Origin of the sequence: Enterobacter sp. ECC-019 (assembly GCF_043974075.1) — a bacterium.
GTDB classification, from domain to species: Bacteria; Pseudomonadota; Gammaproteobacteria; order Enterobacterales; family Enterobacteriaceae; genus Enterobacter; species Enterobacter asburiae_D.
The window spans coordinates 736,062-762,006 of record NZ_CP143759.1 but is presented as its reverse complement, the minus strand read 5'-3'; the positions used below and the strand labels follow the sequence as shown (position 1 = coordinate 762,006).

Genomic DNA, 25,945 nt, shown 5'->3' with positions numbered 1-25,945 from the left:
GTGAGGGCAGCAGGCCCCACCCCGCTTCAAATTGGCCCAACCAATCCCCCTTTTCTTTCTTCCCCGGTTCACAATTCCATTAATTCCGCTCACAAACTCATTGCTTGGCCATAACATTTGGTTAACCATTCATTGTCATTAACCCTACAACACAACATTGGCAGGACCACTTTTACACAACCTGTGACGCAGAGTTGAGCGGAGACTCACCCGCAGCGCAGGCTGTCTGGTCCCCAGGAGACCTGCATGAGCCTCTGGCAACAAAACTACGACCCGGCCGGAAATATCTGGCTGTCGAGCCTGATCGCATCGCTTCCGATCCTGTTCTTCTTCTTTGCGCTGATTAAGCTCAAGCTGAAGGGCTACCTCGCCGCGACGTATACCGTTGCAATCGCCCTGATGGTGGCGCTGCTCTTCTATAAAATGCCGGTCGATCGCGCGCTGGCCTCTGTCGTCTACGGTTTCTTCTACGGCCTGTGGCCGATTGCGTGGATCATCATCGCGGCGGTGTTTGTCTATAAAATCTCGGTAAAAACCGGGCAGTTCGACATTATCCGCTCGTCGATTCTCTCCATCACACCGGACCAACGCCTGCAGATGCTGATTGTCGGCTTCTCCTTCGGGGCGTTTCTGGAAGGTGCGGCAGGCTTTGGCGCACCGGTGGCGATCACCGCCGCGCTGCTGGTCGGCCTGGGCTTTAACCCGCTGTATGCCGCAGGTCTGTGCCTGATTGTGAATACAGCGCCGGTGGCGTTTGGCGCGATGGGTATTCCGATTCTGGTAGCCGGACAGGTCACCGGGCTGGACAGCTTTGAGATTGGCCAGATGGTCGGCCGCCAGCTGCCCTTCCTGACCATTATCGTCCTGTTCTGGATCATGGCGATTATGGACGGCTGGCGCGGCGTGAAGGAGACCTGGCCTGCTGTGATGGTGGCGGGCGGTTCGTTCGCCATTGCCCAATACCTCAGCTCGAACTTCCTCGGCCCTGAACTGCCGGACATTATCTCTTCGCTGGTCTCTCTGGTCTGTCTGACCCTGTTCCTGAAACGCTGGCAGCCGGTACGTATTTTCCGCTTCGCCGATATGGGTGCTTCGCAGGTGGATCAAACCCTGGCGCGTACGGGCTATACCGCAGGCCAGGTGGTACGCGCCTGGTCGCCGTTCCTGTTCCTGACCGCAACGGTCACGCTGTGGAGCATCCCGCCGTTTAAAGCCCTGTTCGCCCCGGGCGGTGCGCTGTACGACATGGTGATTAATATCTCTGTACCGTTCCTCGACAAGATGGTCGCTCGTATGCCGCCGGTGGTGCACGCCGCCACGCCGTATGCCGCGGTCTATAAATTCGACTGGTTCTCTGCCACCGGTACCGCCATCCTGTTTGCCGCTATCCTTTCCGTGGTGTGGCTGCGCATGAAGCCTGCGGCCGCGGTGCAGACCTTTGCGGCGACCATTAAAGAGCTGATGCTGCCGATTTACTCCATCGGCATGGTGCTGGCGTTCGCGTTTATCTCGAACTACTCCGGCCTGTCATCGACCCTGGCACTGGCGCTGGCCCATACCAGTCACGCCTTCACCTTCTTCTCGCCATTCCTCGGCTGGCTGGGGGTATTCCTGACCGGGTCAGATACCTCGTCTAACGCCCTGTTTGCCGCACTGCAGGCTACCGCCGCACAGCAAATCGGCGTATCAGATGTGCTGCTCGTGGCGGCTAACACGACCGGCGGCGTGACCGGCAAGATGATTTCGCCGCAATCCATCGCCATTGCCTGTGCGGCGGTAGGTCTGGTCGGTAAAGAGTCGGATCTGTTCCGCTTTACCGTGAAACACAGCCTGATATTCACCTGCATGGTGGGCGTGATCACCACCCTGCAGGCCTATGTCTTAACCTGGATGATCCCATGATAGTGATGCCCAGACGCCTGTCCGACGAGATTGCCTCTCGCGTGCGGGCGCTGATTGAAGAACAACAGCTGGAAGCGGGCATGAAGCTGCCCGCCGAACGCCAGCTCGCCGCCCAGCTTGGCGTATCGCGCAATTCACTGCGCGAGGCGCTGGCGACGCTGGTCAGCGAAGGGGTGCTGCTGAGCCGTCGCGGCGGCGGCACCTTTGTGCGCTGGCAGCATGACGACTGGTCCGAGCAAAACATCGTTCAGCCGCTGAAGACGCTGATGGAGAACGACCCGGACTACAGCTTCGACATCCTTGAAGCGCGTCACGCCATCGAAACCAGTACCGCCTGGCACGCGGCCATGCGGGCAACCGACGCCGACAAAGAGAAACTCATCGCCTGCTTTGAGGCCACGCAAAGCAGCGACCCGGATATCGCCTCCCAGGCGGACGTGCGTTTTCACCTGGCGATTGCCGAGGCATCGCACAACGTGGTGCTGCTCCAGACCATGCGCGGGTTCTTTGACCTGCTGCAATCCTCCGTTAAACAGAGCCGCCAGCGCATGTATCTGGTTCCGCCGGTGTTTGCCCGGTTGACCGAACAACACGAGGCGGTGCTCAACGCCATTCTGGCCGGTGATGCCGAGGCCGCACGCAAAGCGATGATGGCGCATCTCGGTTTTGTGCACACCACCATTAAACGATTCGATGAAGACCAGGCCCGACAGGCGCGTATTACCCGTCTGCCTGGCGACAGTGATATTTCCAGGGAGAACAAAGCATGATTATTTCAGCAGCCAGTGACTATCGCGCCGCGGCGCAGCGCATTTTGCCCCCGTTCCTGTTCCACTATATCGACGGCGGGGCGTATGCCGAATACACCCTGCGCCGCAACGTGGAAGATCTGTCGGAGGTGGCTCTGCGCCAGCGCGTGCTGAAGAATATGTCTGACCTGAGCCTTGAGACAAAACTGTTCAACGAAACGCTCTCCATGCCGGTGGCGCTCGCGCCTGTAGGCTTATGCGGGATGTATGCCCGCCGTGGCGAAGTGCAGGCCGCCGCTGCGGCGGATGCCAAAGGCATTCCGTTTACCCTTTCCACCGTGTCCGTCTGCCCGATTGAAGAGGTCGCCCCGACCATCAAGCGCCCGATGTGGTTCCAGCTGTATGTCCTGCGGGATCGCGGCTTTATGCGTAACGCGCTCGAGCGCGCCAAAGCGGCGGGCTGCTCCACGCTGGTCTTTACCGTCGATATGCCGACCCCCGGCGCGCGCTACCGCGATGCGCACTCCGGCATGAGCGGCCCGAACGCTGCGCTCCGTCGTTACTGGCAGGCCGTGACCCACCCGCAGTGGGCGTGGGATGTGGGTCTGAACGGGCGTCCGCACGATCTGGGAAACATTTCAGCCTATCTCGGTAAACCGACCGGGCTGGAGGATTACATCGGCTGGCTGGCGAACAACTTCGATCCGTCGATCTCGTGGAAAGACCTGGAGTGGATCCGCGAGTTCTGGGACGGCCCGATGGTGATCAAAGGGATCCTCGATCCGGAAGATGCCCGCGACGCGGTACGCTTTGGCGCAGACGGGATTGTGGTCTCTAACCACGGCGGACGCCAGCTTGACGGGGTGCTCTCCTCCGCACGCGCCCTGCCGGCCATCGCCGATGCGGTGAAAGGCGATATTGCCATCCTGGCCGACAGCGGCATCCGCAACGGACTGGACGTAGTGCGTATGATTGCGCTGGGCGCTGACAGCGTACTGCTGGGGCGTGCGTATCTGTATGCGCTGGCGACGGCGGGCCAGGCGGGCGTGGCGAACCTGCTCAACCTGATCGAAAAAGAGATGAAGGTGGCGATGACGCTGACCGGCGCGAAAACGATCGGTGAAATCAGTAAGGATTCCCTGGTGCAGGAGTTAAGCAAATTACCATCGGCGCTGGCTCCTCTTGCTCAGGGAAACGCAGCCTGACCTTCTCTGATTAACCCCCTTTCTCATGCGCCCGATTTCCCACTCGGGCGCTTTTTTACGCCAAAAATAACATCCAGATAACATATTAGATAAGAAAATTTGACATCCACCCGCCGCCCGCAATTGTATAGACAAGCAAATACAAGAACACAAAAACAACATCAGATCGGAGTGGAGCGTATGGCGTATTCAGGTAAGGTGGATATTCAGCAGGTGATCGATGAGAGCCCCTTTTCAGGGTTTCACTGGCTGCTCATCGTGCTGGGCTTTCTGGTTCTGGCGATCGATGGTTTTGATACAGCGGCGATGGGCTACATCGCGCCTACGCTGTCGGCAGAATGGGGGATACATAAACAGGATCTGGGTCCGGTACTGAGCGCTGCGCTGTTGGGGCTGTCGCTGGGTGCGCTGATCGCAGGTCCGGTATCGGACCGGGTGGGACGCAAGCGCGTGCTGGTTTTCTCCTGCCTGTTCTTCGGCCTCGCGAGCCTGGGGACGGCCTGGGCGCAAAGTCTGAATACCCTGACGCTGTGGCGCTTTCTGACGGGCCTGGGGCTCGGTGCCGCAATGCCTAACGCCATCACGCTTATCTCCGAGTTTGCCCCCCAGCGCTGTCGCGCCATGGCGATTAATACCATGTACTGCGGCTTCCCTCTGGGTGCGGCGGGCGGCGGCGCGATCTCTTCCTGGCTTATCCCCCACCACGGCTGGCGAAGCGTGCTGCTGACCGGGGCGATTGCTCCGCTGATTTTAACGCTGCTGCTGGCGCTGTTTTTACCGGAGTCCGTGAAGTTTCTGGTGCAGCGCGGGAAGGACGTCATGCAGGTCCGTCGCATCGCCAGCCGGTTCGCCCGCAGTACGCTGGATAGCGTCACGGGCTTTTTCCTGGCGGAGGAGAAAGTCGCGTCTAAAAAAGGGAGCGTGTCGCAGCTGTTTTCCATGCCCTGGCTGCCCGGCACCCTGATGCTGTGGGTGACCTATTTTATGGGCCTGGTCATTTACTACGTCCTGCTGAGCTGGATGCCAACGCTAATGCAGGGGATGGGCTATGCGCTGGCGGAATCCGCCTGGCTCACCTCGCTGTTCACCTTTGGCGGCACCGCAGGCATTCTGCTCGCGGGCTGGATGATGGACCGCTGGGAGGCGCACAGGGTGGTTGCGTGTGGTTTCGTGCTGACAATGGGCCTTATTCTTTTGCTTGGCATTGAGCATAACCATATCGCCCTGTTTGGCGGATTGATTTTCCTGATGGGGATCGCGATGAACGGCGCGCAGTCGGGCATGCAAACCCTGGCCGCCACCTTTTACCCTACCGAGTGCCGCGCGACGGGCATCGCCTGGATGCAGGGGATCGGCCGCTTTGGCGGCGTGGCGGGAACCATGACCAGCGCCCAGCTTCTTTCTATGCAGTGGCAGGCAGACAGTATTTTAATGATCCTCAGCGTGCCCGCCCTGGTGGCCGCTGCGGCCACCGTCTACAAAATGCTGTACAGCCGCTCGCAGGAACCCGGCGTCGCGTAGTTCCTCTCTTTTCTGCTATTCTGCCCCCGCAATTAAGGGGGCAGCATGCTTAACATCGTTTTATTCGAACCAGAAATTCCGCCGAATACCGGCAATATCATCCGCCTGTGTGCGAACACCGGTTTTCGTCTGCATATCATTGAGCCGATGGGCTTTACGTGGGACGACAAACGTCTGCGTCGCGCAGGGCTGGATTATCATGAATTTACCGCCGTCGTTCGCCATCACGATTACGCCGCGTTTCTGGAAGCCGAAAAGCCGCAGCGCATGTTCGCCCTGACCACCAAAGGCACGCCAGCGCATAGCGCCGTAAGCTATCAGGCAGGTGACTATCTGATGTTTGGCCCGGAAACCCGCGGCCTGCCGGCCACGATCCTGGATGCCCTGCCCGCCGAGCAGAAAATCCGTATTCCGATGATGCCGGACAGCCGCAGCATGAACCTGTCGAACGCGGTGTCGGTGGTGGTGTATGAAGCCTGGCGCCAGCTGGGATATCCCGGCGCAATTCTAAGGTAGGCCCGGTAAGCGCAGCGCCACCGGGCAAAATCTCAGATGCCGTCACCATACTCGAAGGTATGGTGAATACCGTTGAAGTGCTGATCCATGTCCATGGACGGCTTATCGCTGTCTGGTTTACCGACGATGCGTGCCGGTACGCCAGCGGCAGTAGTATGCGGTGGCACAGGCTGGAGCACCACGGAGCCAGCACCGATCTTCGCGCCGCGCCCGACTTCGATATTGCCGAGGATTTTGGCACCCGCGCCAATCATCACCCCTTCACGAATTTTCGGATGACGATCGCCGCTGGTTTTACCGGTACCGCCCAGGGTAACCGACTGCAGGATCGAGACGTCATCTTCAATCACCGCCGTTTCACCCACGACAATCCCGGTAGCGTGGTCAAGCATGATCCCACGACCAATTTTTGCTGCCGGGTGAATATCGACCTGGAACGTCACGGAAACCTGGTTTTGCAGGAAGATCGCCAGTGCGCGGCGGCCTTCATTCCACAGCCAGTGGCCGATGCGGTAAGCCTGCAGGGCGTGGAAGCCTTTCAGGTACAGCAGCGGCGTAGAATATTTATCGACCGCCGGGTCACGCGTGCGCACGGCCTGGATATCGCAGGCGGCAGCGGCGATCATTTCCGGGTCTGCAGCATAAGCCTCTTCCACCACTTCACGAATGGCGATAGCAGGCATGATCGAGGAAGCCAGCTTGTTGGCGAGCATATAGCTCAGCGCGCTGCCAAGATTTTCGTGCTTAAGTAGCGTCGCGTGGTAGAAACTGGCCAGCATAGGCTCGCAGTCGGCCAGCGCCCGGGCTTCGGCTTTAATATTGTTCCAGACGATATCCAGTTCTTCACACGGCATTGCTTACTCCAGACGATAGTTAATGACCAGCCAGTTCTGCGCTGGCTGGGTCATTCAGGTGACAACGGTTCCGACTAGTTACTGCTGCGCTCGTCCTTGCGCGCACGACCTAATAAGGTCAATGCTGCCTCGCGCGCATTTTTTCCGCAATACAATACCTGATAAATTTCCTCGGTTATTGGCATTTCGACACCGAAACGGTGCGCCAACTCGCGGACTTCTTTGGTATTGCGGTAGCCTTCAACCACCTGACCAATTTTCTCCTGCGCGCCTTTTACATCGCTGCCCTGTCCGAGCATCATGCCAAAGCGGCGGTTACGAGACTGGTTGTCGGTACAGGTCAGCACCAGGTCGCCCAGGCCAGCCATTCCCATAAAGGTGGCCGGATCGGCACCCAGCGCTTCGCCCAGGCGGGACATTTCGGTCAGCCCTCGGGTGATCAGCGCCGTACGCGCATTGGCACCAAAACCAATGCCGTCTGACATCCCGGCGCCAATCGCAATCACGTTCTTCACCGCACCGCCCAGCTGCACGCCGATAAAATCGGGGTTGCTGTAGACGCGGAAGCTCTTGCCGCAGTGCAGCAGCTGTTGAAGATCGTCTGAGAAGGTCTGATCGGTGGAGGCCAGCGAAATCGCCGTCGGCAGGCCAGCAGCCAGCTCTTTGGCAAAGGTCGGGCCGGAGATGACCGCCAGCGGGATCGCATCACCCAGCGCTTCGCGGGCAACGTCCTGCAGCAGGCGTCCGGTTTCGGCTTCCAGTCCTTTTGTCGCCCAGACAATGCGCGCATCCGGGCGCATCAGCGGCTTAATCTGACGGAGCACGTCGCCAAATACATGGCTCGGGACCACAATCAGAATGTTGCGGCTGGCCGCCAGCGCGGTCGCAAGGTCGCTTTCAAGGTGCAGGGAGTCAGGGAACGGAACGTCCGGAAGAAACGCCACGTTACAACGATCGCGTTGCAGCGTTGCGATATGTTTTGGGTCGTGGCCCCAGAGAACCACTTCGTGACCATTTCTTGCCAGCGTGATGGCAAGAGCGGTGCCGTATGAGCCGGCACCGATCACAGTCATTGACGCATTAACAGTGCTCATCAGGCATCCTGATGTTGTTCAGCACCTTCGCCAGCTTGCTGCTGCAGATAGTTCATGAACAGCGCATCAAAGTTAACTGGCGCAAGGTTCAGTTGCGGGAATGTACCGCGGGAAACCAGGCTGGTGATGCATTCACGCGCATACGGGAACAGAATGTTCGGGCAGTACGCACCCAGGCAATGCGCCATCTGGTTGCCTTCGATACCGCCAATAGAGAAGATGCCGCCCTGCTGTACTTCACACAGGAATGCAGTTTCTTCGCCCAGAGACGCGGTAACGGTCACACGCAGCACGACTTCATACACGTCATCTGCCAGTTGGGTAGATGCGGTATCCAGATCAAGTTTAACCTCTGGCTGCCAATCTTTCTGGAAAACATGTGGCGCATTTGGCGCTTCGAAAGAGACGTCCTTGGTGTAGATACGCTGGATCTGGAAAGTCATTTCGGTGTTGTTTTGTTCTGACATGGAAATACCCTTTTTAATTGTCCTAAAGTCTCTTAGCTCAGCAGCGGATCGAGTCCACCACGGGCGTCGAGCGCATACAAGTCATCACAGCCGCCAATGTGCTGCGCATCAATAAAAATCTGCGGAACCGTCGTACGACCACTACGTTTGATCATCTCTTCGCGTTTAATCGCGTCACCGTCAATCGGCAGTTCCTGGAACGTGACGCCTTTGCTGTTCAGCAGCGCTTTCGCACGATGACAGAACGGGCACGTCGCTTTGGTATAGATCTCAATATTGGCCATGACTGAACTCCTTATTTACCGCGAACCAAAGGAAGATTTTCCCCGCTCCAGCCGGAAATACCTTCTTTCAGCACCGTTACGTTTTCGAAGCCTGCTTTATGAAGCGCGCTGGCAGATTCCTGTGCCTGCATGCCGGTCGCATCGACAACGATAATTGGCTGGGCTTTGTGTTTCTCAAGCTCACCAACGTTGTTCGCTTTGATTTCAGCTGGCAACAGGTTGATTGCGCCCGCAATGTGACCTTTACGGAAATCGTCACGCTGACGCAGATCGACCACGACGGCATCTTCTTTGTTAATCAGACGCGTCGCTTCACCACGGGTGATAACCTTAATTTTAGACGTCAGGCTCTTAAATGTGGTGAACAGCACAGCAGCCAGCAGGCCAATCCACGCGATGCTCAGAACCGGATGGCGGCTAACGAATTGCATAATTTCTTGCATGGAGGGTAACTACTCCCGACTAAGTGATAAAAAAAACCAGGACAGGAGTATACCTGTGCGTTCTGGCAAATACAGCCAGCGACCATAACCTAATCCATTTTCTGCGGCATGCCACCTAAAAAATGCCTCGAAATGGTCTGGTCAGCACCTTGCCCCTGCGCTTTCTTTGATCTTCTGCGGCTATTTGATCGATTCAGCTGTAGTAAAATTACGCAAATTTTGACTCTTGAGCATGAGGTTGTCGCAATGTCGGTTTCTAAAAAACCTATGGTACTGGTGATTCTGGATGGCTATGGCTACCGTGAAGACAGCCAGGATAACGCTATTTTCAACGCCAAAACCCCGGTCATGGATGCGCTGTGGGCAAAACGTCCGCATACGCTGATTGACGCGTCTGGCCTGGAAGTGGGCCTGCCGGACCGTCAGATGGGCAACTCCGAAGTCGGTCACGTAAACTTGGGCGCCGGGCGTATTGTGTATCAGGATCTAACGCGTCTGGACGTTGAAATCAAAGAACGCACCTTCTTCTCCAACCCAACGCTGTCTGGCGCGGTCGATAAAGCCGTTGCCGCTGGCAAGGCCGTACACATCATGGGCCTGCTCTCTGCTGGCGGCGTTCACAGCCACGAAGATCACATCATGGCGATGGTTGAACTGGCCGCCGAGCGCGGTGCGGAAAAAATCTATCTGCACGCTTTCCTGGACGGTCGCGATACGCCACCACGCAGCGCCAAAGGTTCTCTGCAAGCCTTCGAAGAGAAATTCGCCGCGCTGGGTAAAGGCCGCGTAGCGTCCATCATTGGCCGCTACTACGCCATGGACCGCGACAACCGCTGGGATCGCGTTGAACAGGCCTATGATCTGATGACCCTGGCAAAAGGTGAGTTCCAGTTCGCGACCGCCGTTGAAGCCCTGGAAGCGGCTTATGCACGTGATGAAAACGACGAATTCGTGAAAGCGTCCGTGATCCGCGCTGAAGGCCAGGCTGATGCCGCCATGGAAGATGGCGACGCGCTGATCTTCATGAACTTCCGCGCTGACCGCGCGCGTGAAATCACCCGTGCGTTCGTCAACAGCGACTTCGACGGTTTTGCCCGCAAGAGAGTGGTAAACCTCGATTTCATCCAGCTGACTGAATACGCGGCAGACATCAAAGCTCCCTGCGCGTATCCGCCAGCATCTCTGGCAAACACCTTCGGCGAGTGGATGGCGAAGAACGACAAAACGCAGCTGCGTATCTCTGAAACCGAGAAGTACGCACACGTCACCTTCTTCTTTAACGGCGGCGTTGAAGAGCCGTTCAAAGGCGAAGACCGCATTCTGATCAACTCCCCGAAAGTGGCCACCTACGATCTGCAGCCAGAAATGAGCTCTGCCGAACTGACGGAAAAACTGGTTGCGGCCATCGAGAGCGGTAAGTACGACACCATCATCTGTAACTACCCGAACGGCGACATGGTGGGGCATACCGGGGTGATGGAAGCGGCAGTAAAAGCGGTTGAAGCGCTGGACAACTGCGTTGAGCAGGTAGCAAAAGCGGTTGAATCCGTTGGTGGCCAGCTGCTGATCACCGCGGACCACGGTAACGCTGAACAGATGCGCGACCCGGCGACCGGCCAGGCGCACACGGCTCATACCAACCTGCCTGTTCCGCTGATTTATGTGGGTGATAAATCACTGAAAGCAGTGGAAGGCGGCAAGCTTTCCGACATCGCGCCAACCATGTTGACGCTGATGGGTATGCCGATCCCTGAAGAGATGACTGGTAAGCCGCTGTTCATCGTGGAATAATCGCTCCCCATGAGGGGAAAGGCGATTTTTTCAATCACATGGGTCGTGAAGCCGCTTAGGTTATCAGTCAGACCTCTGTTTTACGCCAGCGCACTCAGCGCTGGCGTATTGCTGTGCGCCGCATCCGCCCACGCGGATGACCGCGACCAGCTGAAATCCATTCAGGCCGATATCGCCGCCAAAGAGCGTGCGGTACGCCAGCAGCAGCAGCAGCGCTCCGCCCTCCTCGCCCAGCTTAAGCAGCAGGAAGAAGCGATCTCCGCCGCCACGCGTAAACTCCGTGAAACGCAAAACACCCTCGCCCAGTTGAATAAACAGATCGACGAGATGAACGCGTCGATTGCCAAGCTGGAGCGCCAGCGTGATGCGCAGGAGCGCAATCTTGCCGCACAGCTTGATGCTGCATTCCGTCAGGGTGAACATACCGGACTCCAGCTGATCCTCAGCGGCGAAGAGAGCCAGCGCGGCCAGCGCCTGCAGGCCTACTTTGGCTATCTCAACCAGGCGCGTCAGGAGACGATCGCGCAGCTGAAGCAGACGCGTGAAGAGGTCTCCACGCAAAAAGCCGAGCTGGAAGAGAAGCAGAGCCAGCAGCAGACGCTGCTCTACGATCAGCAGGCCCAGCAGGCGAAGCTTGAGCAGGCTCGCAACGAGCGTAAGAAAACCCTTTCCGGCCTGGAATCCTCCATTCAGGAAGGTCAGAGCCAGTTGAGCGAAATGCGCGCCAACGAATCAAAACTGCGTAACAGCATCGCCCGTGCGGAAGCGGCGGCGAAAGCGCGCGCAGAAAAAGAGGCGCGCGAGGCGCAGGCCGTTCGCGACAAGCAGCAGGAAGCCTCCCGCAAAGGGACCACCTACAAGCCAAGCGAGAGCGAACGTTCTCTGATGTCGCGTACCGGCGGTTTGGGCTCTCCTCGCGGTCAGGCTTTCTGGCCCGTTCGCGGTTCAATTCTGCATCGCTATGGCGAACAGCTGCAGGGTGAGCTACGTTGGAAAGGGATCGTTATCGGTGCGTCTGAAGGTAGCGAAGTGAAAGCCATTGCCGATGGCCGCGTAATTCTGGCCGACTGGCTGCAGGGTTACGGACTGGTGGTGGTGGTCGAACACGGTAAAGGTGATATGAGCCTTTACGGCTACAACCAGAGCGCGCTGGTCAGCGTCGGCACGCAGGTGCGCGCCGGCCAACCCATCGCCCTTGTGGGCAGCAGTGGCGGTCAGGGCCGCCCGTCACTCTATTTCGAAATTCGTCGCCAGGGTCAGGCGGTCAATCCACAGCCGTGGTTGGGAAGATAAGTTTTGCTCCAATTTCGTCGAATGGTTTTCTCCGTCGTCAGCGCGCTGGCGCTGGCTGCACCGGTATATGCAGGTAAACTCGCTATCGTGATTGATGACTTCGGTTATCGTCCACACTATGAAAATCAGGTGCTGGCGATGCCGTCGGCCATCTCTGTCGCCGTCCTTCCGAATGCCCCCCACGCGCGTGAGATGGCAACCAAAGCCCACAGCAGCGGTCATCAGGTGCTGATTCACCTGCCCATGGCACCGCTCAGCAAGCAGCCGCTGGAAAAAGATACCCTGCGCCCGGATATGAGCAGCGAGGAAATCGAGCGCATCATCCGCGACGCCTACAACAAAGTGCCGTATGCCGTAGGGCTGAACAACCATATGGGCAGCGCGATGACATCAAGCCTGTACGGGATGCTCAAAGTGATGCAGGCGCTGGAGCGTTACAACCTCTACTTCCTCGACAGCATGACCATCGGCAACAGCCAGGCGATGCGTGCCGCCCAGGGAACGGGCGTAAAGGTGATTAAGCGTAAGGTGTTCCTGGATGATACCCAGAACGAAGCCGATATCCGCATGCAGTTTAATCGTGCGGTACAGCTGGCCCGCCGCAATGGCTCAGCCATTGCCATCGGTCACCCGCACCCGTCTACCGTTCGCGTCCTGCAGCAGATGCTGCCGACCTTGCCTGCCGATATCACGCTGGTACGTCCGAGCGATCTGCTGAACGAGCCGCAGGTGGATACCTCCACACCGAATTCTGCGCAGCCTGTCCCGACAGCGCCGCGTAATCCGTTCCGCGGCGTGAAGCGCTGTGTTCCGAAGCAACCGCCTGAACCGGTCTATGCGACCCGCTTCTTCTCCGTCATCGGAGACAGCATCAGCAACAGCACGCTGGTGAAATACGTCCAGCAGCAGTGGCAGGGATGGGGTAAGAAAGCCTGACGCTTATTTCGCAATCTGAGAGTCCGTCTGCTCGTTAGCAACGGACTCTTTTTTCTCCTGATGCTGATACCAGGATTTGAAATACTTCAAAAAGCTATAGGCTGTGGCGTACAGTCCCGTCGCCACCCCCACTTTGCCCTTACGCCAGGCGCCGCTAAACAGATACCATTTAAAAAAAGCACCGATAGCGCTGATCACGCCGCGCCCAATAGAGGGCCGTATTTTTTGATGTTGAACCAGGCGGGATGTATAACAATTTAATTTGTTAAAAAGTTCATGCAGAGTAGGAAACGTATCATGTTTGACATAACCCGGAATACGCGAACAACGGAGAAAACCTTCGACCTGATCGTCTACCGGCCGGTTATTAAAGCGGGACTGTTTACGGTTAAAAAGACGCACAGGATAATCAGGGGATGAAACAGGATAAATCGTCCGGACTTCTTCACCCAGAACAAACCAGTGGCGGCATATTCGCCATGCCATTCCGGGGTCTGGCTCATCGCCTGCTTTTAACGTTAAAACGGCATTAACCGTTTCCTGGTCAAGAATTTCGTCGCTGTCGATGCACATAACCCAGTCATTGCTGGCTAAGGATATGGCATGGTTCATCTGCTCGCCATGCCAGCCAAATTTTTTATAGATGGGTAGTAGTCCAAAGCTCTCACAAATATATCGTGTTTTGTCCGTACTGCCGGAATCGACGACGACAACTTCATCCGCTATTTTTAAAAGAGGCGGGATAACATCGTGCAATAATCTTTCAGAATTAAACGTTAATAAGCAGACCGTTATTTTAAACATTTTCCCACTCGCAATAGCAGCCTAAATTAATAGTATTAATACTATATAAATGAGTAGAGATAATTAAAGTCCTGAATCACACTTTTCAAATAAGCACGCTTGAAACTTTGTCTAATCCTGAAGCGCAATAAAATAGAAAAATCTATTTTATTTCAACAGATTCTTTATAATGCAGTCAGATGAAGGGTAGCACACGGATTCAGACATGCCGCACAAAAGTAAAATTCTCCTCCTGGATACGGGTAAAGAATGGGGGGGAGGCACCAACAGTATGCTTGAGCTCCTGAAGCGAATCAATCGCGATAAATTCGATATTACCTGTTGTTTTTACAGTGATTATAGTCGTGCTGAAGGTGAGACGATTGGCCAGGTGCTCAACGGCATCGGCATCCCGCTCATCGTGATCCCTCAACGTCCGCAGCCGGTCTGGGCCAAATTGTTGAAGGAAGCGGGACGTAGCCTGCTGTTTTTCTCACGCAGCGCCCGCAAGGCATTGACACGTCATGTGGATATCATGTGGCGCATCAGGCCTAACGTCAGCAAAATCGAAACCCTTTTCACCGCGGGCGGTTTCGATACGCTCTATATGAATAATCAACCGGGCTCAAATGAGGAAGGCTATCTGGCGGCGGCAAAACTGCAGGCGCGGTTGATTCAGCACTGCCGCATTGATCCTGTTTTGACTCCATCACTGGTGAAGCTGGTGAATGCCCATGCCACAAAAATTATCGCCGTCTCGCACGGCGTTGAACGCGTGTTGCTTCAGCATGGCGTCCGGCCCGAACTGTGTACGACGGTCAATAATGCCATCGACATCCACCAGCCTTTACCTGACCGACGCGCGATGCGCCAGCGCCTGAACATCGATGACGACACGTTTGTGTTCGGCAGTATCGGGTCGTTAATCCCTCGCAAAGCCAATCACCACACGCTGGAGGCACTGGCACAGTTCAGCCAGAAGCATCCACAGGCGAAATGGAAAATGGTGCTGGTCGGCGAAGGTGCCGAACGCCGCGCTTTAGCGGAACAGGCCCGAGCGTTGGGAATTGAACACCACGTCATCTTCACCGGTTTTCAGAATACCCCGTTTGACTACCTTGCTACGTTTGACGCCTTTATTCTCGCCTCAAAAAGCGAAGGGCTGCCGCGTGTGGTGCTGGAAGCGATGCTTCTCAATATCCCCGTGATTGGGTCTCAGGTGACCGGCACGGCGGAATTGATTGATCATGATTCGACAGGGCTGCTCTTCCCCTGGAGCGATGTTTCACAGCTTGCGCAGCATCTGGACAATATCTGGGCAGACGCGGAGCTGCGGGCTCGACTGGCTGCGGCTGCATACCAGAACGTCTGTCATACCTATGCCATCGAAAACTATGTCAGCGGTGTTGAAGCCGTGCTTGGCGCGCACTAACCAAACGAGATAACTATGTTTAAATTTCTTAATGCTCGCTATCGTCATATCACCGGGCGACACAATATTCCTTACAGCTCTCTGCCAGTGACGGGGGCAATTGCTGCGGTAGATTCTATTGTGATTCCGTGTACCGGCGCAGATTTCGTCGAAGAGGGACTACTCTCTGCCACCTTCGCGGAACGTTATGCCACCGGGGTGAGCGAAATCGTCATCGTCAGCGATCAACCTGAATCCGCCTTTGGGGTACTGCCGCCTAAAACCCGCGTAGTGACGCTTAACCTTCCGGTTCGTGAGGAAGGGTACCGCTATAAGCAGATCTACCTCAGCCGTCTGGTGAAGCTTAACGCCCCTCTGCAGGCGCGCGGTGAAGGGATACTGATGATCGATTCCGATCTCAACCTGCTGAAGATGCCAGAGATTAACATGGCCGACATGCACATCTACTCCAGCTTCCGTCAGGGCAAAATGATTGCCAAGCTGGACGGTGCGCCAGCGGAGAAAGTGCCGGCGTATTACAAAGAGACGGTGCGCCCATATCTGGTCGATCACGTTAACGGCGCGTTTCTTGCGGCGACTAAAAAGACCTGGCGCCGCATCTGCCCGCTGTGGCTGACGCTGTTCCAGGATACCTGGGAGCTGATGGACGACACGCAGCCGCCGACCGATCAGCTGCCGCTCGCCGCGCTGCTGGATATGCTGGATCTAAAAACGGTTAACCTCGGCGACTGGATGAACTGGCCGGTCTCCAAGAAGATCGGTGGTCAGGAAGCCGTTGTACCGAAAGAGGTGATTGGCGCGCACGGCGGTTTTCCTCTCTCCGAATGGCAGAAGTATCTTGAATCGCCGGATAACACGCTGCTGTTCAAAGGTCAGGACTACACCCGCAAGGTGCGTTACCTGACGGACGAAGAGAAAAAGAATCAATGAAAAAAAGGGGCCTCAGGCCCCTTTTTGATTACTTATCCCAGCTCAGGATCACTTTCCCTGACTGGCCGGAACGCATCGCGTCGAAGCCCTGCTGGAACTCATCGATGGAGAAGCGGTGAGTAATAATCGGGGACAGATCCAGACCGGACTGGATCAGCGCCGCCATCTTATACCAGGTTTCGAACATCTCGCGGCCATAGATGCCCTTGATGAACAGCCCTTTGAAGATCACTTTGTTCCAGTCGATAGACATATCTGACGGCGGGATACCCAGCATCGCGATACGGCCACCGTGGTTCATGGTGTCGAGCATGGTGCGGAACGCCGGTGGCGCGCCGGACATCTCCAGACCCACGTCAAAGCCTTCGGTCATGCCCAGCTCTTCCATCACGTCGGTGAGGCTCTCTTTCGAGACATCTACCGCACGGGTGACGCCCATTTTGCGCGCCAGCGACAGACGGTATTCGTTCACATCGGTGATCACAACGTTGCGCGCACCCACGTGCTTCGCCACGGCAGCGGCCATAATGCCGATTGGGCCCGCGCCGGAGACCAGCACGTCTTCACCGACCAGGTCGAAGGAGAGCGCCGTGTGCACCGCGTTGCCGAACGGGTCGAAGATGGAGGCCAGATCGTCAGAGATATTGTCCGGGATTTTGAACGCGTTAAACGCCGGGATCACCAGGTATTCCGCGAAGCAGCCCGGACGGTTTACGCCCACGCCAATGGTATTACGGCACAGGTGCGTACGCCCGCCGCGGCAGTTACGGCAGTGGCCGCAGGTAATATGGCCTTCACCGGAGACGCGGTCGCCAATTTGGAAACCTTTCACTTCCTGGCCGATACCCACCACTTCACCGACATATTCGTGACCGACAACCATCGGTACCGGAATGGTTTTCTGCGACCACTGGTCCCAGTTGTAGATGTGAACGTCAGTACCGCAGATAGCCGTTTTACGAATTTTGATCAGCAGATCGTTATGACCGACTTCCGGCTCCGGCACGTCGGTCATCCAAATCCCTTCTTCCGCTTTCAGTTTGGATAACGCTTTCATCACACGTCCTCAGGCAATTACGCCCAGCTGTTTGCCGATGCGGGTAAAGGCTTCCACCGCACGTTCAATTTGTTCAGGCGAATGCGCCGCAGACATCTGGGTGCGGATACGCGCCTGACCTTTTGGCACCACCGGGAAGAAGAACCCGGTGACGTAAATCCCTTCTTTCTGCAGCTCGCGGGCAAACTGCTGCGCGACGACCGCATCGCCCAGCATCACCGGAATGATCGCGTGGTCAGCACCGGCCAGGGTGAAACCTGCGGCGCTCATTTTTTCACGGAACAGACGGGCGTTGGACCACAGGCGGTCGCGCAGCTCAGCGCCGGACTCCACCATCTCCAGCACTTTGATAGACGCAGAGACAATGGCCGGTGCCAGGGAGTTGGAGAACAGATACGGACGGGAGCGCTGGCGCAGCCACTCAACTACCTCTTTACGCGCGGCGGTATAGCCGCCGGACGCGCCGCCGAGTGCTTTGCCCAGCGTACCGGTAATGATGTCCACGCGGCCCATCACGTCACAGTATTCGTGGGAACCGCGGCCGTTTTCGCCGACAAAACCGACTGCGTGAGAGTCATCGACCATCACCAGCGCGTCGTACTTGTCTGCCAGGTCGCACACACCCTTCAGGTTGGCGATCACGCCGTCCATGGAGAACACGCCGTCTGTGGCGATCAGCACGTGGCGAGCACCCGCTTCGCGAGCCTCTTTCAGGCGCGCTTCCAGCTCAACCATGTCGTTGTTGGCGTAGCGGAAACGCTTCGCTTTGCACAGGCGTACGCCGTCAATGATGGAGGCGTGGTTCAGGGCGTCGGAGATAATTGCATCCTCTGCGCCAAGCAAGGTCTCAAACAGACCGCCGTTGGCGTCGAAGCAGGAGGAGTACAGAATCGCATCTTCCATTCCGAGGAAGCTCGCCAGCTTTTGCTCAAGCTGCTTGTGGCTGTCCTGCGTACCGCAGATAAAGCGTACGGAGGCCATGCCGAAACCGTGGGTGTCCATGCCGTTTTTTGCAGCGGCAATCAGCTCAGGGTGATTCGCAAGACCTAAGTAGTTGTTCGCACAAAAGTTAATCACATGGCTGCCGTCGGCAACGGTGATGTCCGCCTGCTGAGCAGACGTGATAATACGCTCTTCCTTGAACAACCCTTCCGCTCGTGCGGTGTCGAGGTCGCTGTTTAACTGTTTGTAAAAATCACCACGCATTGCAATTCTCCAGACTCGGCAAATTTCGGGACATATTACCCAAACCTATAGTTCATGACGAGATGACACGTCATCTCTTGTCGTTTTTGCAGCATAAATCACGCGTACCCCTGCGCTATGAAGGTGAATGGCTGAAGGGCAGCCATACTAATGATATGATAGAGACATTAGCGTCCGGGATTGTCCCCGGGCTTCACACTTCAAAGGTTACAGTTATGATCATCGTTACCGGCGGCGCGGGCTTTATCGGCAGCAATATTGTTAAGGCTCTCAATGACAAAGGCATCACCGACATCCTGGTGGTTGACAACCTGAAAGATGGCACCAAGTTCGTCAACCTGGTGGATCTGAACATCGCTGACTACATGGATAAAGAAGACTTCCTTATCCAGATTATGGCAGGCGAAGAGTTCGGCGAGATCGAAGCCATCTTCCACGAAGGTGCGTGTTCTTCCACCACCGAGTGGGACGGTAAGTACATGATGGACAACAACTATCAGTACTCTAAAGAGATCCTGCACTACTGCCTGGAGCGTGAAATTCCGTTCCTTTACGCCTCCTCCGCGGCAACCTACGGCGGCCGCACCTCGGACTTCATCGAGTCCCGCGAATATGAGCAGCCGCTGAACGTCTACGGTTATTCTAAATTCCTGTTCGACGAGTACGTGCGTCAGGTTCTGCCAGAAGCGAACTCGCAGATCGTCGGCTTCCGCTACTTCAACGTCTACGGACCGCGTGAAGGCCACAAAGGCAGCATGGCAAGCGTCGCGTTCCACCTGAACACCCAGTTGAATAACGGCGAAAGCCCGAAACTGTTCGAAGGCAGCGACGGCTTTAAGCGCGACTTCGTTTACGTGGGCGACGTTGCCGCAGTGAACCTGTGGTTCTGGGAAAACGGCGTATCCGGCATCTTCAATCTGGGTACCGGCCGCGCGGAGTCCTTCCAGGCGGTGGCTGACGCAGCGCTGGCGTACCACAAGAAAGGCAGCCTTGAGTACATTCCATTCCCGGAAAAACTGAAAGGCCGTTATCAGGCGTTCACGCAGGCCGATCTGACCAACCTGCGCGCCGCAGGCTACGACAAGCCGTTCAAGACCGTTGCCGAAGGCGTAACGGAATATATGGCCTGGCTGAACCGCGACGCGTAAGTATGAAGATTCTGGTGATCGGCCCGTCATGGGTGGGCGACATGATGATGTCGCAAAGTCTCTATCGCACGCTCAAGGCGCGTTATCCCCAGGCGATAATCGACGTGATGGCACCCGCATGGTGCCGTCCGCTGTTGTCGCGTATGCCGGAAGTGAATGAAGCCATCCCGATGCCGCTCGGCCACGGGGCGCTGGAAATCGGCGAACGCCGCAAGCTCGGTCATAGCCTGCGCGAGAAGCGCTACGATCGCGCTTATGTCCTGCCAAACTCCTTTAAATCCGCCCTGGTGCCCTTTTTTGCGGGCATCCCACATCGCACCGGCTGGCGCGGTGAAATGCGCTACGGCCTGCTGAACGACGCGCGGGTGCTGGATAAAGAGGCCTGGCCGCTGATGGTGGAGCGCTATGTGGCGCTGGCCTACGACAAAGGCGTGATGCGCAGTGCGCAAGACCTGCCGCAGCCGCTGCTCTGGCCACAGCTTCAGGTTAACGACGGTGAAAAATCCCAGACCTGCAGCGCGTTTGGTCTTTCGTCAGAACGCCCGATGATTGGCTTCTGCCCTGGCGCCGAGTTCGGCCCGGCAAAACGCTGGCCGCACTACCACTATGCGGAGCTGGCGAAACAGCTGATAGACGAAGGTTACCAGATTGTCCTGTTCGGTTCGGCAAAAGACCACGAGGCTGGCAACGAAATTCTCGCGACGCTCAGTAATGAACAGCAGGCCTGGTGCCGCAACCTGGCAGGCGAAACGCAGCTTGAACAGGCGGTTATTCTGATTGCCGCCTGTAAGGCTGTGGTCAGCAACGACTCTGGCCTGATGCACGTCGCTGCCGCGCTCAACCGCCCGCTGGTGGCGCTGTATGGCCCAAGTAGCCCGGACTTCACGCCCCCGCTTTCTCATAAAGCGCGCGTCATCCGCCTGATCACCGGCTACCACAAAGTGCGCAAAGGCGATGCCGCAGAAGGCTACCATCAGAGCCTGATCGACATTACGCCAGAGCGCGTTCTCGAAGAGCTTAACGAACTGCTGTTGAGCGAAGAAGGATAACGAATGCGGGTACTGATCGTTAAAACCTCTTCGATGGGCGATGTTCTGCATACGCTGCCGTCACTGACGGACGCGATGCGGGCCGTTCCCGGCATTCGTTTTGACTGGGTGGTGGAAGAAGGTTTTGCGCAGATCCCCACCTGGCATGAAGCGGTTGACCGCGTAATCCCGGTGGCGATTCGCCGCTGGCGCAAAGCGTGGTTCTCCGCGCCGATTAAAGCCGAACGCAAAGCCTTCCGTGAGGCGGTGCAGGCACAGCATTACGACGCTATCATCGATGCCCAGGGGCTGGTGAAAAGCGCTGCGCTGGTGACGCGTCTGGCACACGGTGTAAAGCACGGCATGGACTGGCACACCGCCCGCGAACCGCTGGCGAGCCTGTTCTATAACCGCCGTCACTACATCGCAAAGCAGCAGCACGCCGTTGAACGCACCCGCGAGCTGTTTGCAAAAAGCCTGGGCTATGCGAAACCGGAAACCCAGGGCGACTATGCCATCGCGCAGCACTTTTTGCGCAATACAGATCCCTGTGCTCAGCCTTATCTTGTCTTCCTGCATGCCACAACGCGCGACGATAAGCACTGGCCGGAAACGCACTGGCGAAGCCTGATTGAACTAATGCAACCCACCGGCATCCATATTAAACTGCCCTGGGGCGCTGAACATGAGCGGCAGCGTGCAGAGCGTCTGGCAGCAGGCTTTTCGCACGTCGAGGTATTGCCGAAACTCACGCTGGCGCAGGTTGCAGCGCAGCTGGCGGCGGCGGATGCTGTTGTTTCCGTTGATACAGGCTTAAGCCATTTAACCGCGGCGCTGGATCGTCCGAATATTACGATTTTTGGTCCGACCGATCCTGGATTGATCGGGGGTTACGGTAAAAACCAGCATCAGATGGTCAGCCCGACCCAGCAAACGAAGGATATCAGCGCAGATGCTATTTTTTCATTTTTACAGGGCAGCCGTTGGCTTTCCAACAGGGATATCTAACGCATGAGTTACGTATTTCTGCTGATTTTACTCTTTCCGGTGAAACTTATCCGGAAGCTGTTCCGCAAAGAGACAGGTAAAAACCTGGTCATTCAGACAGCAAAAATCGGCGATTTTGTTAATGCCACGCCCCTCCTGGCATACCTGCAAAAAAGCGACGTGTTCGTCAGTCGTAGCGTGGGTGCATTGGCGAAGCATGATGAGACGATCGACGAGATTTTTTTTATCGAGCAGCATAAGCGTAACCTGTGGCGAAAGCTGGTCTTTGCCTGCCGAATCATGAACCGCTATGACAATGTCTATCTCCTGCAACCTAACAGCGTGAACCTCTTTTTCGCCTCCGTGTGTAATGCTAAAAATAAACAGTTTTTAAGCACTTACACGCGCAGATGGTATCACGGTATTTTCTATGCAACGGCAGACGGGACTGTTGAACACGGCAGAAAGACGCTGTCGGTCACAAACTATCTCAAACTGGCCGATCGCGCCTTAACCTGGCAAGACTCGCCAAAGCACGCCACAAAACCCCTTTTCAAACCCGCGACCTATCCGGCAATCCTCGATAAACCCGGCGTGATCCGCATTGGCATCAGCGTAGCCGCCGGGAATAAAGCGAAAACCGTTCCGCCGGTCATCTGGAAGCAAATTGCCGATCGTCTCGCCGACCTGCCCTGCGAATTTTATGTGTTTGGCGCCCCGAATGAACAATCGTGGATGGATGATATCACCCGCGTTTATGGTGAACTGCCTAACTTTATTAATCTGATTGGCAAAATCTCGCTTGAAGAGCTGCCGTGGGCCATTTCTAAAATGGATTGCTATATCGCGTCTGATTCGGGGAATGTCTACATTGCCGATGCAGTCGGGGTGCCAGTAATCTTACTCTTCGGGCCCTGCTGCCACTATGAACAGCGCCCGCTGGGCAACGTATTGCTGATTGGTAATGATGACAACATTTGCTCCTATGTTTTTGAAACACGATATTACTTCTCACAGAGCCGGGAAGAACTCTTCGCTGTAACAGACGAATCGCTACGTGATCTCAAACATTTTATTTGCGAGTTATCAACAATTAACGCAACCACAAACGCCTTTGATGCTCTGGGAAACTAATTATTATGGCTTTTCTAAGCATCATTATTGCCGCGCATAACGCCAAAGATACGCTTCACGCAACCCTGGAAAGCCTGCAAAACGCGATTGAGGGTGCGGGCGATGATGTAGAAATCATTATCTTTAATGACAGCTCCGATGACTCCACACAGGATATTATTGAGGCATGGCTGCCAACGTTTCCGAATGCGCAATCCCGATACGTTGAGTACCGTAACGTAGGTCATGTTCGAAACAGTGCCCTCTCGCTGGCCTCAGGTGAATACATTACCATGCTGGATAGCGATGACCGATTGAAACCGGGCAGCATCAGGGACGCCGTGGCATACCTCAAAACAGAGCGCCCTGATATGCTACTGACGCGCCTGCTGGAAATTCGCGACACCCAAAAAATCACCGCCGACTGGCAGGGTTTCTCTCCTGTTGCTTTGTCACAACATGAGGCAATAAAGCGGTTCCTGCAGCACAAAGATTTTCAGGCACATCTCATCGGCCAATTCATTCATCGGAAATTGTATATAAATAACCCGATTCCTTCGATGGTCTGCTATGAAGATTTCGCCGTTTTTCCCGGCATGCTGATGCAATCGAGTAAAATAGTCTACCAGCGTCAGGGACACTATTATTACATCAAACGTAGCGGCAGTTTGTCGAGCCGTCTCGACGCCAGTAAAATCGCTACGCTTATCGAATGCACCTTAAAGATGGAAAAAGCATTCCCGATATTATTCAAACATCTTATTAATTGTCATTGGTTTGATATTTACAGTAACCACCGACAACATCTGACCGACCTGCAACTCAAACTGGTTAAACAGCGGGTAAGCGCACTTTATTCTTTCTCTTTTTTCTTCTCCAGAGATGTACGTTTCAGCTACAAAAAAAGGGTCATTGAGGCATTATGGAAAAAGTAAAACTGCGGCTTTACCAGCTTACGCTGATTTTGAGCCTTATTTCGCTTGCGCTCGCACTGCTGAGTTCAGGTAAGCAACGAGAGTTTTTCTATATTGCAATTTACGCCAGCATTATCGGTTTAGCGTGTGAATATAAAAAAATCACAGTGCGTCCTTTTACTATCGCGTTACCAATTTTATTAATTGGATTGCTTAATCTTGGCTGGTATCTGGTGTATGAATACCATAGCGAAGGTCTGAATGTTTATAACGATTATCTCGGTGCAAGTAAAAAATTGATTCTGGCGAGTATCCTCATTTTCTATCTTGACCGGTTTAAGTCATATATTGATAAAAAATCCTTCCAGACGTATTTCTTATACGCCTCTGGTGCTGGTTTTATACTTGCCACTGGCTATGGCTTATGGCAGGCATCACAGGGTATGGGACGTATCGAGATGGCCATAAACCGTGCGACCGTGTCGGCCTATGTTTATTCTGTACTCTCACTGGCGTTTGTATACAGTCTTTATCTACAGAAAAACATAAAACTGTATGTCGCAGCAGGACTCATCATTTTAATATCTTATTTCGTCATTCTTTTAACAGGCACCCGCGCCGCAATGGGATTGTATTTACTCCTGGCGATTGTGCTCACGCTTTACCACTTCAGAAGAATACACCTTAAATCAACGCTGATTTTCTTATGTATTGTGGCGGGTATTGTTATCGTTAGCTACAAGCCATTAATTTTACCAAAGATACAACAAACACAAACTGAAGTTGAAAGCTATCAAAAAGGATATGATGCAACCTCACTCGGTGCACGTTTTTCTATGTGGAGTGTTGGTATTCAAAACGGACTCACCCATCCTTTAGGGCAGTCAGTTGAAGACCGCGAAGTATGGACACAGCAATATGTAAAAAATGGGCATCCACATCTCGCGGCAGCACTCGATTTTATCAGGGTGCATCTGCATAATGAGTTTATTGAAAAATACTCTTTGCAGGGGATCCCCGGCCTGGTGATATTATTCTTTTTCTATATATCGATGATCGCTTATGCGCTTAAAAACAGAAATGGTCTGCTGCTGACGACCATGCTTCTTTTATTACTCTATGGCCTGACGGACGTCATACTATTGAGTTCAGAAGCCTTAATCTTCTTTGTGACCATGTTTGCGCTGAGTACACCTTTTTCACAAACCAGGCAACGCTAATGATAATGCCCGCCTCGCGGGCATTATTTTTTCTTGTATTGATAAAACTCCGCCAGTGTCATCCCCACTGTCTTATCGGATAACCAGCTAAAGAGCGTTTCTAAATCCTGGTACAACCCTTCGATCGCCGCCTTATCTTTAAACGTAGGGCTTCCGCCAGGCATAAATTCCGACGAATGAAGCATAAACTCCACGTACTCACTTCCCTGAGACAGGCATTGCTGTGCGACCTGAATCATTTGCGCCGCATTCCCACCGGACGGTCTTAACCAGTTCACGGAAGGTGAGCGGTATTTACCGCGAAGCCTGTCGTAGCCCTGTTTGATCGTATTCAACCAGGCCGGGTGTTTATACTGAATGCTCATCGGCACTTCGAGTAATGGGCTATTGCCCGCCCGGGAAATATTATCTAAATCCATAAAATAGGCGTGATCGGGGAAATGCTGATAATTCGTTCCGCCATTACCCTGCGGTGCGCCTTTCGCATTGCGCCAGTTCACGCGTGGCGTCACGGAGCAATCAACCTGGTAACCCAGTTCAACAAGCAATTTTGCGTAGCGGCTATCAAATGCCCAGCGCCCGGCACGGTGGCTCAGCATTTTTGTCTGGAAGGTCTCTTCCAGCAGGCGGGTCATGAACAGCACTTTCTCGCGCATCACCTCATCCGAAAATTCAATCAAATAAGGCTGCCAGCGCCAGTCATCTCCCGTGAGATCGTGCTCCGGCGGGCTATTCCATGCGTGAAGGTGCATTCCCACCTCGCCCTGACCGCGGGCGATCGCGTCCCTGGCGAATTCAATGAAAACGGGTTCGATCGCCATCTCGTAATTGGTCAGCCACACGGGCTTAAAACCGAAACGCTCACAAAGCGTCTGGAACCGCGCCAGATAGCGCGCGTTTTCGGTTTTAATGACGCGGTGATTTTGCCAGAGATTATCGCCCTCAGTATCAATAGTGATGATAAACGCTGGTTTGTTCATAATGAGTCCGCAAGACAGGAAAGTTAGCGCTATGTTACGCACTCTCCAAAGCATGAGTAAACCCTTCCAGGGAAATTCCTGAGATTATGGAG

At 55.1% G+C, this 25,945-nt stretch carries 25 protein-coding genes; 16 read left to right on the top strand and 9 right to left on the bottom strand.

The window, feature by feature from the left end:
* The first annotated feature begins 246 nt into the window (after positions 1-246).
* The 5 genes from lldP (at position 247) to trmL (ending at position 5,893) form a co-directional block, all read left to right on the top strand.
* Positions 247-1,902 carry an L-lactate permease gene (gene lldP / locus V1566_RS03555; RefSeq protein WP_395305075.1) on the top strand — a complete coding sequence of 552 codons (1,656 nt, stop codon included), beginning with the start codon at positions 247-249 and terminating at the stop codon, positions 1,900-1,902.
* Positions 1,899-2,672 (top strand): transcriptional regulator LldR, encoded by a 774-nt coding sequence (gene lldR / locus V1566_RS03550; RefSeq protein ID WP_395305074.1) that lies wholly within the window; start codon positions 1,899-1,901, stop codon positions 2,670-2,672. Before lldP ends, lldR begins: the two co-directional genes overlap by 4 nt.
* A complete protein-coding gene (lldD, locus tag V1566_RS03545) occupies positions 2,669-3,856 on the top strand; it encodes an FMN-dependent L-lactate dehydrogenase LldD (protein ID WP_395305073.1) in 1,188 nt (395 codons plus the stop codon). The genes lldR and lldD overlap by 4 nt, the downstream gene beginning before the upstream one ends.
* 180 nt (positions 3,857-4,036) lie before the next feature.
* Positions 4,037-5,377, top strand: coding sequence for an MFS transporter (locus V1566_RS03540; RefSeq protein ID WP_395305072.1), 1,341 nt, complete (start codon positions 4,037-4,039; stop codon positions 5,375-5,377).
* A gap of 45 nt (positions 5,378-5,422) precedes the next feature.
* A complete protein-coding gene (gene trmL / locus V1566_RS03535) occupies positions 5,423-5,893 on the top strand; it encodes a tRNA (uridine(34)/cytosine(34)/5-carboxymethylaminomethyluridine(34)-2'-O)-methyltransferase TrmL (protein WP_032643735.1) in 471 nt (156 codons plus the stop codon).
* Positions 5,894-5,925: 32 nt separating this feature from the next.
* Here the strand turns inward: trmL and cysE are convergent, their stop codons facing one another.
* The 5 genes from cysE to V1566_RS03510 form a co-directional block, all read right to left on the bottom strand.
* Positions 5,926-6,747 carry a serine O-acetyltransferase gene (gene cysE / locus V1566_RS03530; protein WP_395305071.1) on the bottom strand — a complete coding sequence of 274 codons (822 nt, stop codon included), beginning with the start codon at positions 6,745-6,747 and terminating at the stop codon, positions 5,926-5,928.
* A 74-nt stretch (positions 6,748-6,821) separates the two neighbouring features.
* On the bottom strand, positions 6,822-7,841 hold the full coding sequence (gene gpsA / locus V1566_RS03525) for an NAD(P)H-dependent glycerol-3-phosphate dehydrogenase (protein ID WP_395305070.1): 1,020 nt from the start codon (positions 7,839-7,841) through the stop codon (positions 6,822-6,824).
* Positions 7,841-8,308 (bottom strand): protein-export chaperone SecB, encoded by a 468-nt coding sequence (gene secB, locus V1566_RS03520; protein ID WP_003860835.1) that lies wholly within the window; start codon positions 8,306-8,308, stop codon positions 7,841-7,843. The genes gpsA and secB overlap by 1 nt, the downstream gene beginning before the upstream one ends.
* Before the next feature lie 32 nt (positions 8,309-8,340).
* Positions 8,341-8,592: a glutaredoxin 3 gene (gene grxC / locus V1566_RS03515; RefSeq protein WP_023309914.1), complete on the bottom strand. Its 252-nt coding sequence runs from the start codon at positions 8,590-8,592 to the stop codon at positions 8,341-8,343.
* An 11-nt stretch (positions 8,593-8,603) separates the two neighbouring features.
* Complete coding sequence (locus V1566_RS03510; protein ID WP_023309913.1) at positions 8,604-9,035, bottom strand: rhodanese-like domain-containing protein; 432 nt, start codon at positions 9,033-9,035, stop codon at positions 8,604-8,606.
* Between the two features lie 246 nt (positions 9,036-9,281).
* On the opposite strand from V1566_RS03510, the gene gpmM reads away from it, so the two are divergent.
* From gpmM to V1566_RS03495, 3 genes are read left to right on the top strand one after another with little or no spacing between them, the layout of a single operon-like run.
* Positions 9,282-10,826 carry a 2,3-bisphosphoglycerate-independent phosphoglycerate mutase gene (gpmM, locus tag V1566_RS03505; RefSeq protein ID WP_395305069.1) on the top strand — a complete coding sequence of 515 codons (1,545 nt, stop codon included), beginning with the start codon at positions 9,282-9,284 and terminating at the stop codon, positions 10,824-10,826.
* A 33-nt stretch (positions 10,827-10,859) separates the two neighbouring features.
* Complete coding sequence (gene envC, locus V1566_RS03500) at positions 10,860-12,119, top strand: murein hydrolase activator EnvC (RefSeq protein ID WP_229231479.1); 1,260 nt, start codon at positions 10,860-10,862, stop codon at positions 12,117-12,119.
* A gap of 3 nt (positions 12,120-12,122) precedes the next feature.
* The gene (locus tag V1566_RS03495; protein ID WP_257833057.1) at positions 12,123-13,055 is read left to right on the top strand and encodes a divergent polysaccharide deacetylase family protein; all 933 of its coding nucleotides are present in this window, start codon (positions 12,123-12,125) and stop codon (positions 13,053-13,055) included.
* Between the two features lie 3 nt (positions 13,056-13,058).
* Here V1566_RS03495 and V1566_RS03490 read toward each other — a convergent pair whose 3' ends face one another.
* The gene (locus tag V1566_RS03490; protein ID WP_395305068.1) at positions 13,059-13,859 is read right to left on the bottom strand and encodes a glycosyltransferase family 2 protein; all 801 of its coding nucleotides are present in this window, start codon (positions 13,857-13,859) and stop codon (positions 13,059-13,061) included.
* Positions 13,860-14,064: 205 nt separating this feature from the next.
* Here V1566_RS03490 and V1566_RS03485 point away from each other — a divergent pair, with 205 nt between their 5' ends.
* Together V1566_RS03485 and V1566_RS03480 are read left to right on the top strand one after the other, a co-directional pair.
* A complete protein-coding gene (locus tag V1566_RS03485) occupies positions 14,065-15,270 on the top strand; it encodes a glycosyltransferase (protein WP_395305067.1) in 1,206 nt (401 codons plus the stop codon).
* Between the two features lie 15 nt (positions 15,271-15,285).
* Entirely contained in the window at positions 15,286-16,200 is a 915-nt protein-coding gene (locus V1566_RS03480; protein WP_395305066.1) for a hypothetical protein, read from the top strand.
* Positions 16,201-16,228: 28 nt separating this feature from the next.
* On the opposite strand, the gene tdh is transcribed toward V1566_RS03480, so the two are convergent.
* Together tdh and kbl are read right to left on the bottom strand one after the other, a co-directional pair.
* Entirely contained in the window at positions 16,229-17,257 is a 1,029-nt protein-coding gene (gene tdh / locus V1566_RS03475; RefSeq protein ID WP_023309906.1) for an L-threonine 3-dehydrogenase, read from the bottom strand.
* A gap of 9 nt (positions 17,258-17,266) precedes the next feature.
* Complete coding sequence (kbl, locus tag V1566_RS03470) at positions 17,267-18,463, bottom strand: glycine C-acetyltransferase (RefSeq protein WP_182946169.1); 1,197 nt, start codon at positions 18,461-18,463, stop codon at positions 17,267-17,269.
* Between the two features lie 215 nt (positions 18,464-18,678).
* Between kbl and rfaD the strand changes: the two genes are divergently transcribed.
* Genes rfaD through V1566_RS03440 form a run of 6 tightly spaced genes read left to right on the top strand, consistent with a single transcriptional unit; the run spans position 18,679 to position 24,873 of the window.
* Complete coding sequence (gene rfaD / locus V1566_RS03465; protein WP_063145463.1) at positions 18,679-19,611, top strand: ADP-glyceromanno-heptose 6-epimerase; 933 nt, start codon at positions 18,679-18,681, stop codon at positions 19,609-19,611.
* Positions 19,612-19,613: 2 nt separating this feature from the next.
* On the top strand, positions 19,614-20,660 hold the full coding sequence (rfaF, locus tag V1566_RS03460) for an ADP-heptose--LPS heptosyltransferase RfaF (RefSeq protein WP_029740812.1): 1,047 nt from the start codon (positions 19,614-19,616) through the stop codon (positions 20,658-20,660).
* Between the two features lie 3 nt (positions 20,661-20,663).
* Complete coding sequence (gene rfaC, locus V1566_RS03455) at positions 20,664-21,647, top strand: lipopolysaccharide heptosyltransferase RfaC (RefSeq protein ID WP_395305065.1); 984 nt, start codon at positions 20,664-20,666, stop codon at positions 21,645-21,647.
* A 3-nt stretch (positions 21,648-21,650) separates the two neighbouring features.
* Positions 21,651-22,760, top strand: a complete 1,110-nt coding sequence (locus tag V1566_RS03450; protein ID WP_395305064.1) for a glycosyltransferase family 9 protein — start codon at positions 21,651-21,653, stop codon at positions 22,758-22,760.
* A gap of 5 nt (positions 22,761-22,765) precedes the next feature.
* Positions 22,766-23,674, top strand: coding sequence for a glycosyltransferase family 2 protein (locus V1566_RS03445; protein WP_395305063.1), 909 nt, complete (start codon positions 22,766-22,768; stop codon positions 23,672-23,674).
* On the top strand, positions 23,662-24,873 hold the full coding sequence (locus tag V1566_RS03440; protein ID WP_395305062.1) for an O-antigen ligase family protein: 1,212 nt from the start codon (positions 23,662-23,664) through the stop codon (positions 24,871-24,873). Before V1566_RS03445 ends, V1566_RS03440 begins: the two co-directional genes overlap by 13 nt.
* A gap of 23 nt (positions 24,874-24,896) precedes the next feature.
* On the opposite strand, the gene V1566_RS03435 is transcribed toward V1566_RS03440, so the two are convergent.
* Positions 24,897-25,853, bottom strand: coding sequence for a polysaccharide deacetylase family protein (locus tag V1566_RS03435; RefSeq protein ID WP_395305061.1), 957 nt, complete (start codon positions 25,851-25,853; stop codon positions 24,897-24,899).
* Positions 25,854-25,945: the final 92 nt, after the last annotated feature.

Bases quoted from the DNA above. Each gene is read 5' to 3' on its own strand.
- lldP (WP_395305075.1), top strand. From the start codon at position 247: ATGAGCCTCTGGCAACAAAACTACGACCCGGCCGGAAATATCTGGCTG.
- lldR (WP_395305074.1), top strand. From the start codon at position 1,899: ATGATAGTGATGCCCAGACGCCTGTCCGACGAGATTGCCTCTCGCGTG.
- lldD (WP_395305073.1), top strand. From the start codon at position 2,669: ATGATTATTTCAGCAGCCAGTGACTATCGCGCCGCGGCGCAGCGCATT.
- V1566_RS03540 (WP_395305072.1), top strand. From the start codon at position 4,037: ATGGCGTATTCAGGTAAGGTGGATATTCAGCAGGTGATCGATGAGAGC.
- trmL (WP_032643735.1), top strand. From the start codon at position 5,423: ATGCTTAACATCGTTTTATTCGAACCAGAAATTCCGCCGAATACCGGC.
- cysE (WP_395305071.1), bottom strand. From the start codon at position 6,747: ATGCCGTGTGAAGAACTGGATATCGTCTGGAACAATATTAAAGCCGAA.
- gpsA (WP_395305070.1), bottom strand. From the start codon at position 7,841: ATGAGCACTGTTAATGCGTCAATGACTGTGATCGGTGCCGGCTCATAC.
- secB (WP_003860835.1), bottom strand. From the start codon at position 8,308: ATGTCAGAACAAAACAACACCGAAATGACTTTCCAGATCCAGCGTATC.
- grxC (WP_023309914.1), bottom strand. From the start codon at position 8,592: ATGGCCAATATTGAGATCTATACCAAAGCGACGTGCCCGTTCTGTCAT.
- V1566_RS03510 (WP_023309913.1), bottom strand. From the start codon at position 9,035: ATGCAAGAAATTATGCAATTCGTTAGCCGCCATCCGGTTCTGAGCATC.
- gpmM (WP_395305069.1), top strand. From the start codon at position 9,282: ATGTCGGTTTCTAAAAAACCTATGGTACTGGTGATTCTGGATGGCTAT.
- V1566_RS03490 (WP_395305068.1), bottom strand. From the start codon at position 13,859: ATGTTTAAAATAACGGTCTGCTTATTAACGTTTAATTCTGAAAGATTA.
- V1566_RS03485 (WP_395305067.1), top strand. From the start codon at position 14,065: ATGCCGCACAAAAGTAAAATTCTCCTCCTGGATACGGGTAAAGAATGG.
- V1566_RS03480 (WP_395305066.1), top strand. From the start codon at position 15,286: ATGTTTAAATTTCTTAATGCTCGCTATCGTCATATCACCGGGCGACAC.
- tdh (WP_023309906.1), bottom strand. From the start codon at position 17,257: ATGAAAGCGTTATCCAAACTGAAAGCGGAAGAAGGGATTTGGATGACC.
- kbl (WP_182946169.1), bottom strand. From the start codon at position 18,463: ATGCGTGGTGATTTTTACAAACAGTTAAACAGCGACCTCGACACCGCA.
- rfaD (WP_063145463.1), top strand. From the start codon at position 18,679: ATGATCATCGTTACCGGCGGCGCGGGCTTTATCGGCAGCAATATTGTT.
- rfaF (WP_029740812.1), top strand. From the start codon at position 19,614: ATGAAGATTCTGGTGATCGGCCCGTCATGGGTGGGCGACATGATGATG.
- rfaC (WP_395305065.1), top strand. From the start codon at position 20,664: ATGCGGGTACTGATCGTTAAAACCTCTTCGATGGGCGATGTTCTGCAT.
- V1566_RS03450 (WP_395305064.1), top strand. From the start codon at position 21,651: ATGAGTTACGTATTTCTGCTGATTTTACTCTTTCCGGTGAAACTTATC.
- V1566_RS03445 (WP_395305063.1), top strand. From the start codon at position 22,766: ATGGCTTTTCTAAGCATCATTATTGCCGCGCATAACGCCAAAGATACG.
- V1566_RS03440 (WP_395305062.1), top strand. From the start codon at position 23,662: ATGGAAAAAGTAAAACTGCGGCTTTACCAGCTTACGCTGATTTTGAGC.
- V1566_RS03435 (WP_395305061.1), bottom strand. From the start codon at position 25,853: ATGAACAAACCAGCGTTTATCATCACTATTGATACTGAGGGCGATAAT.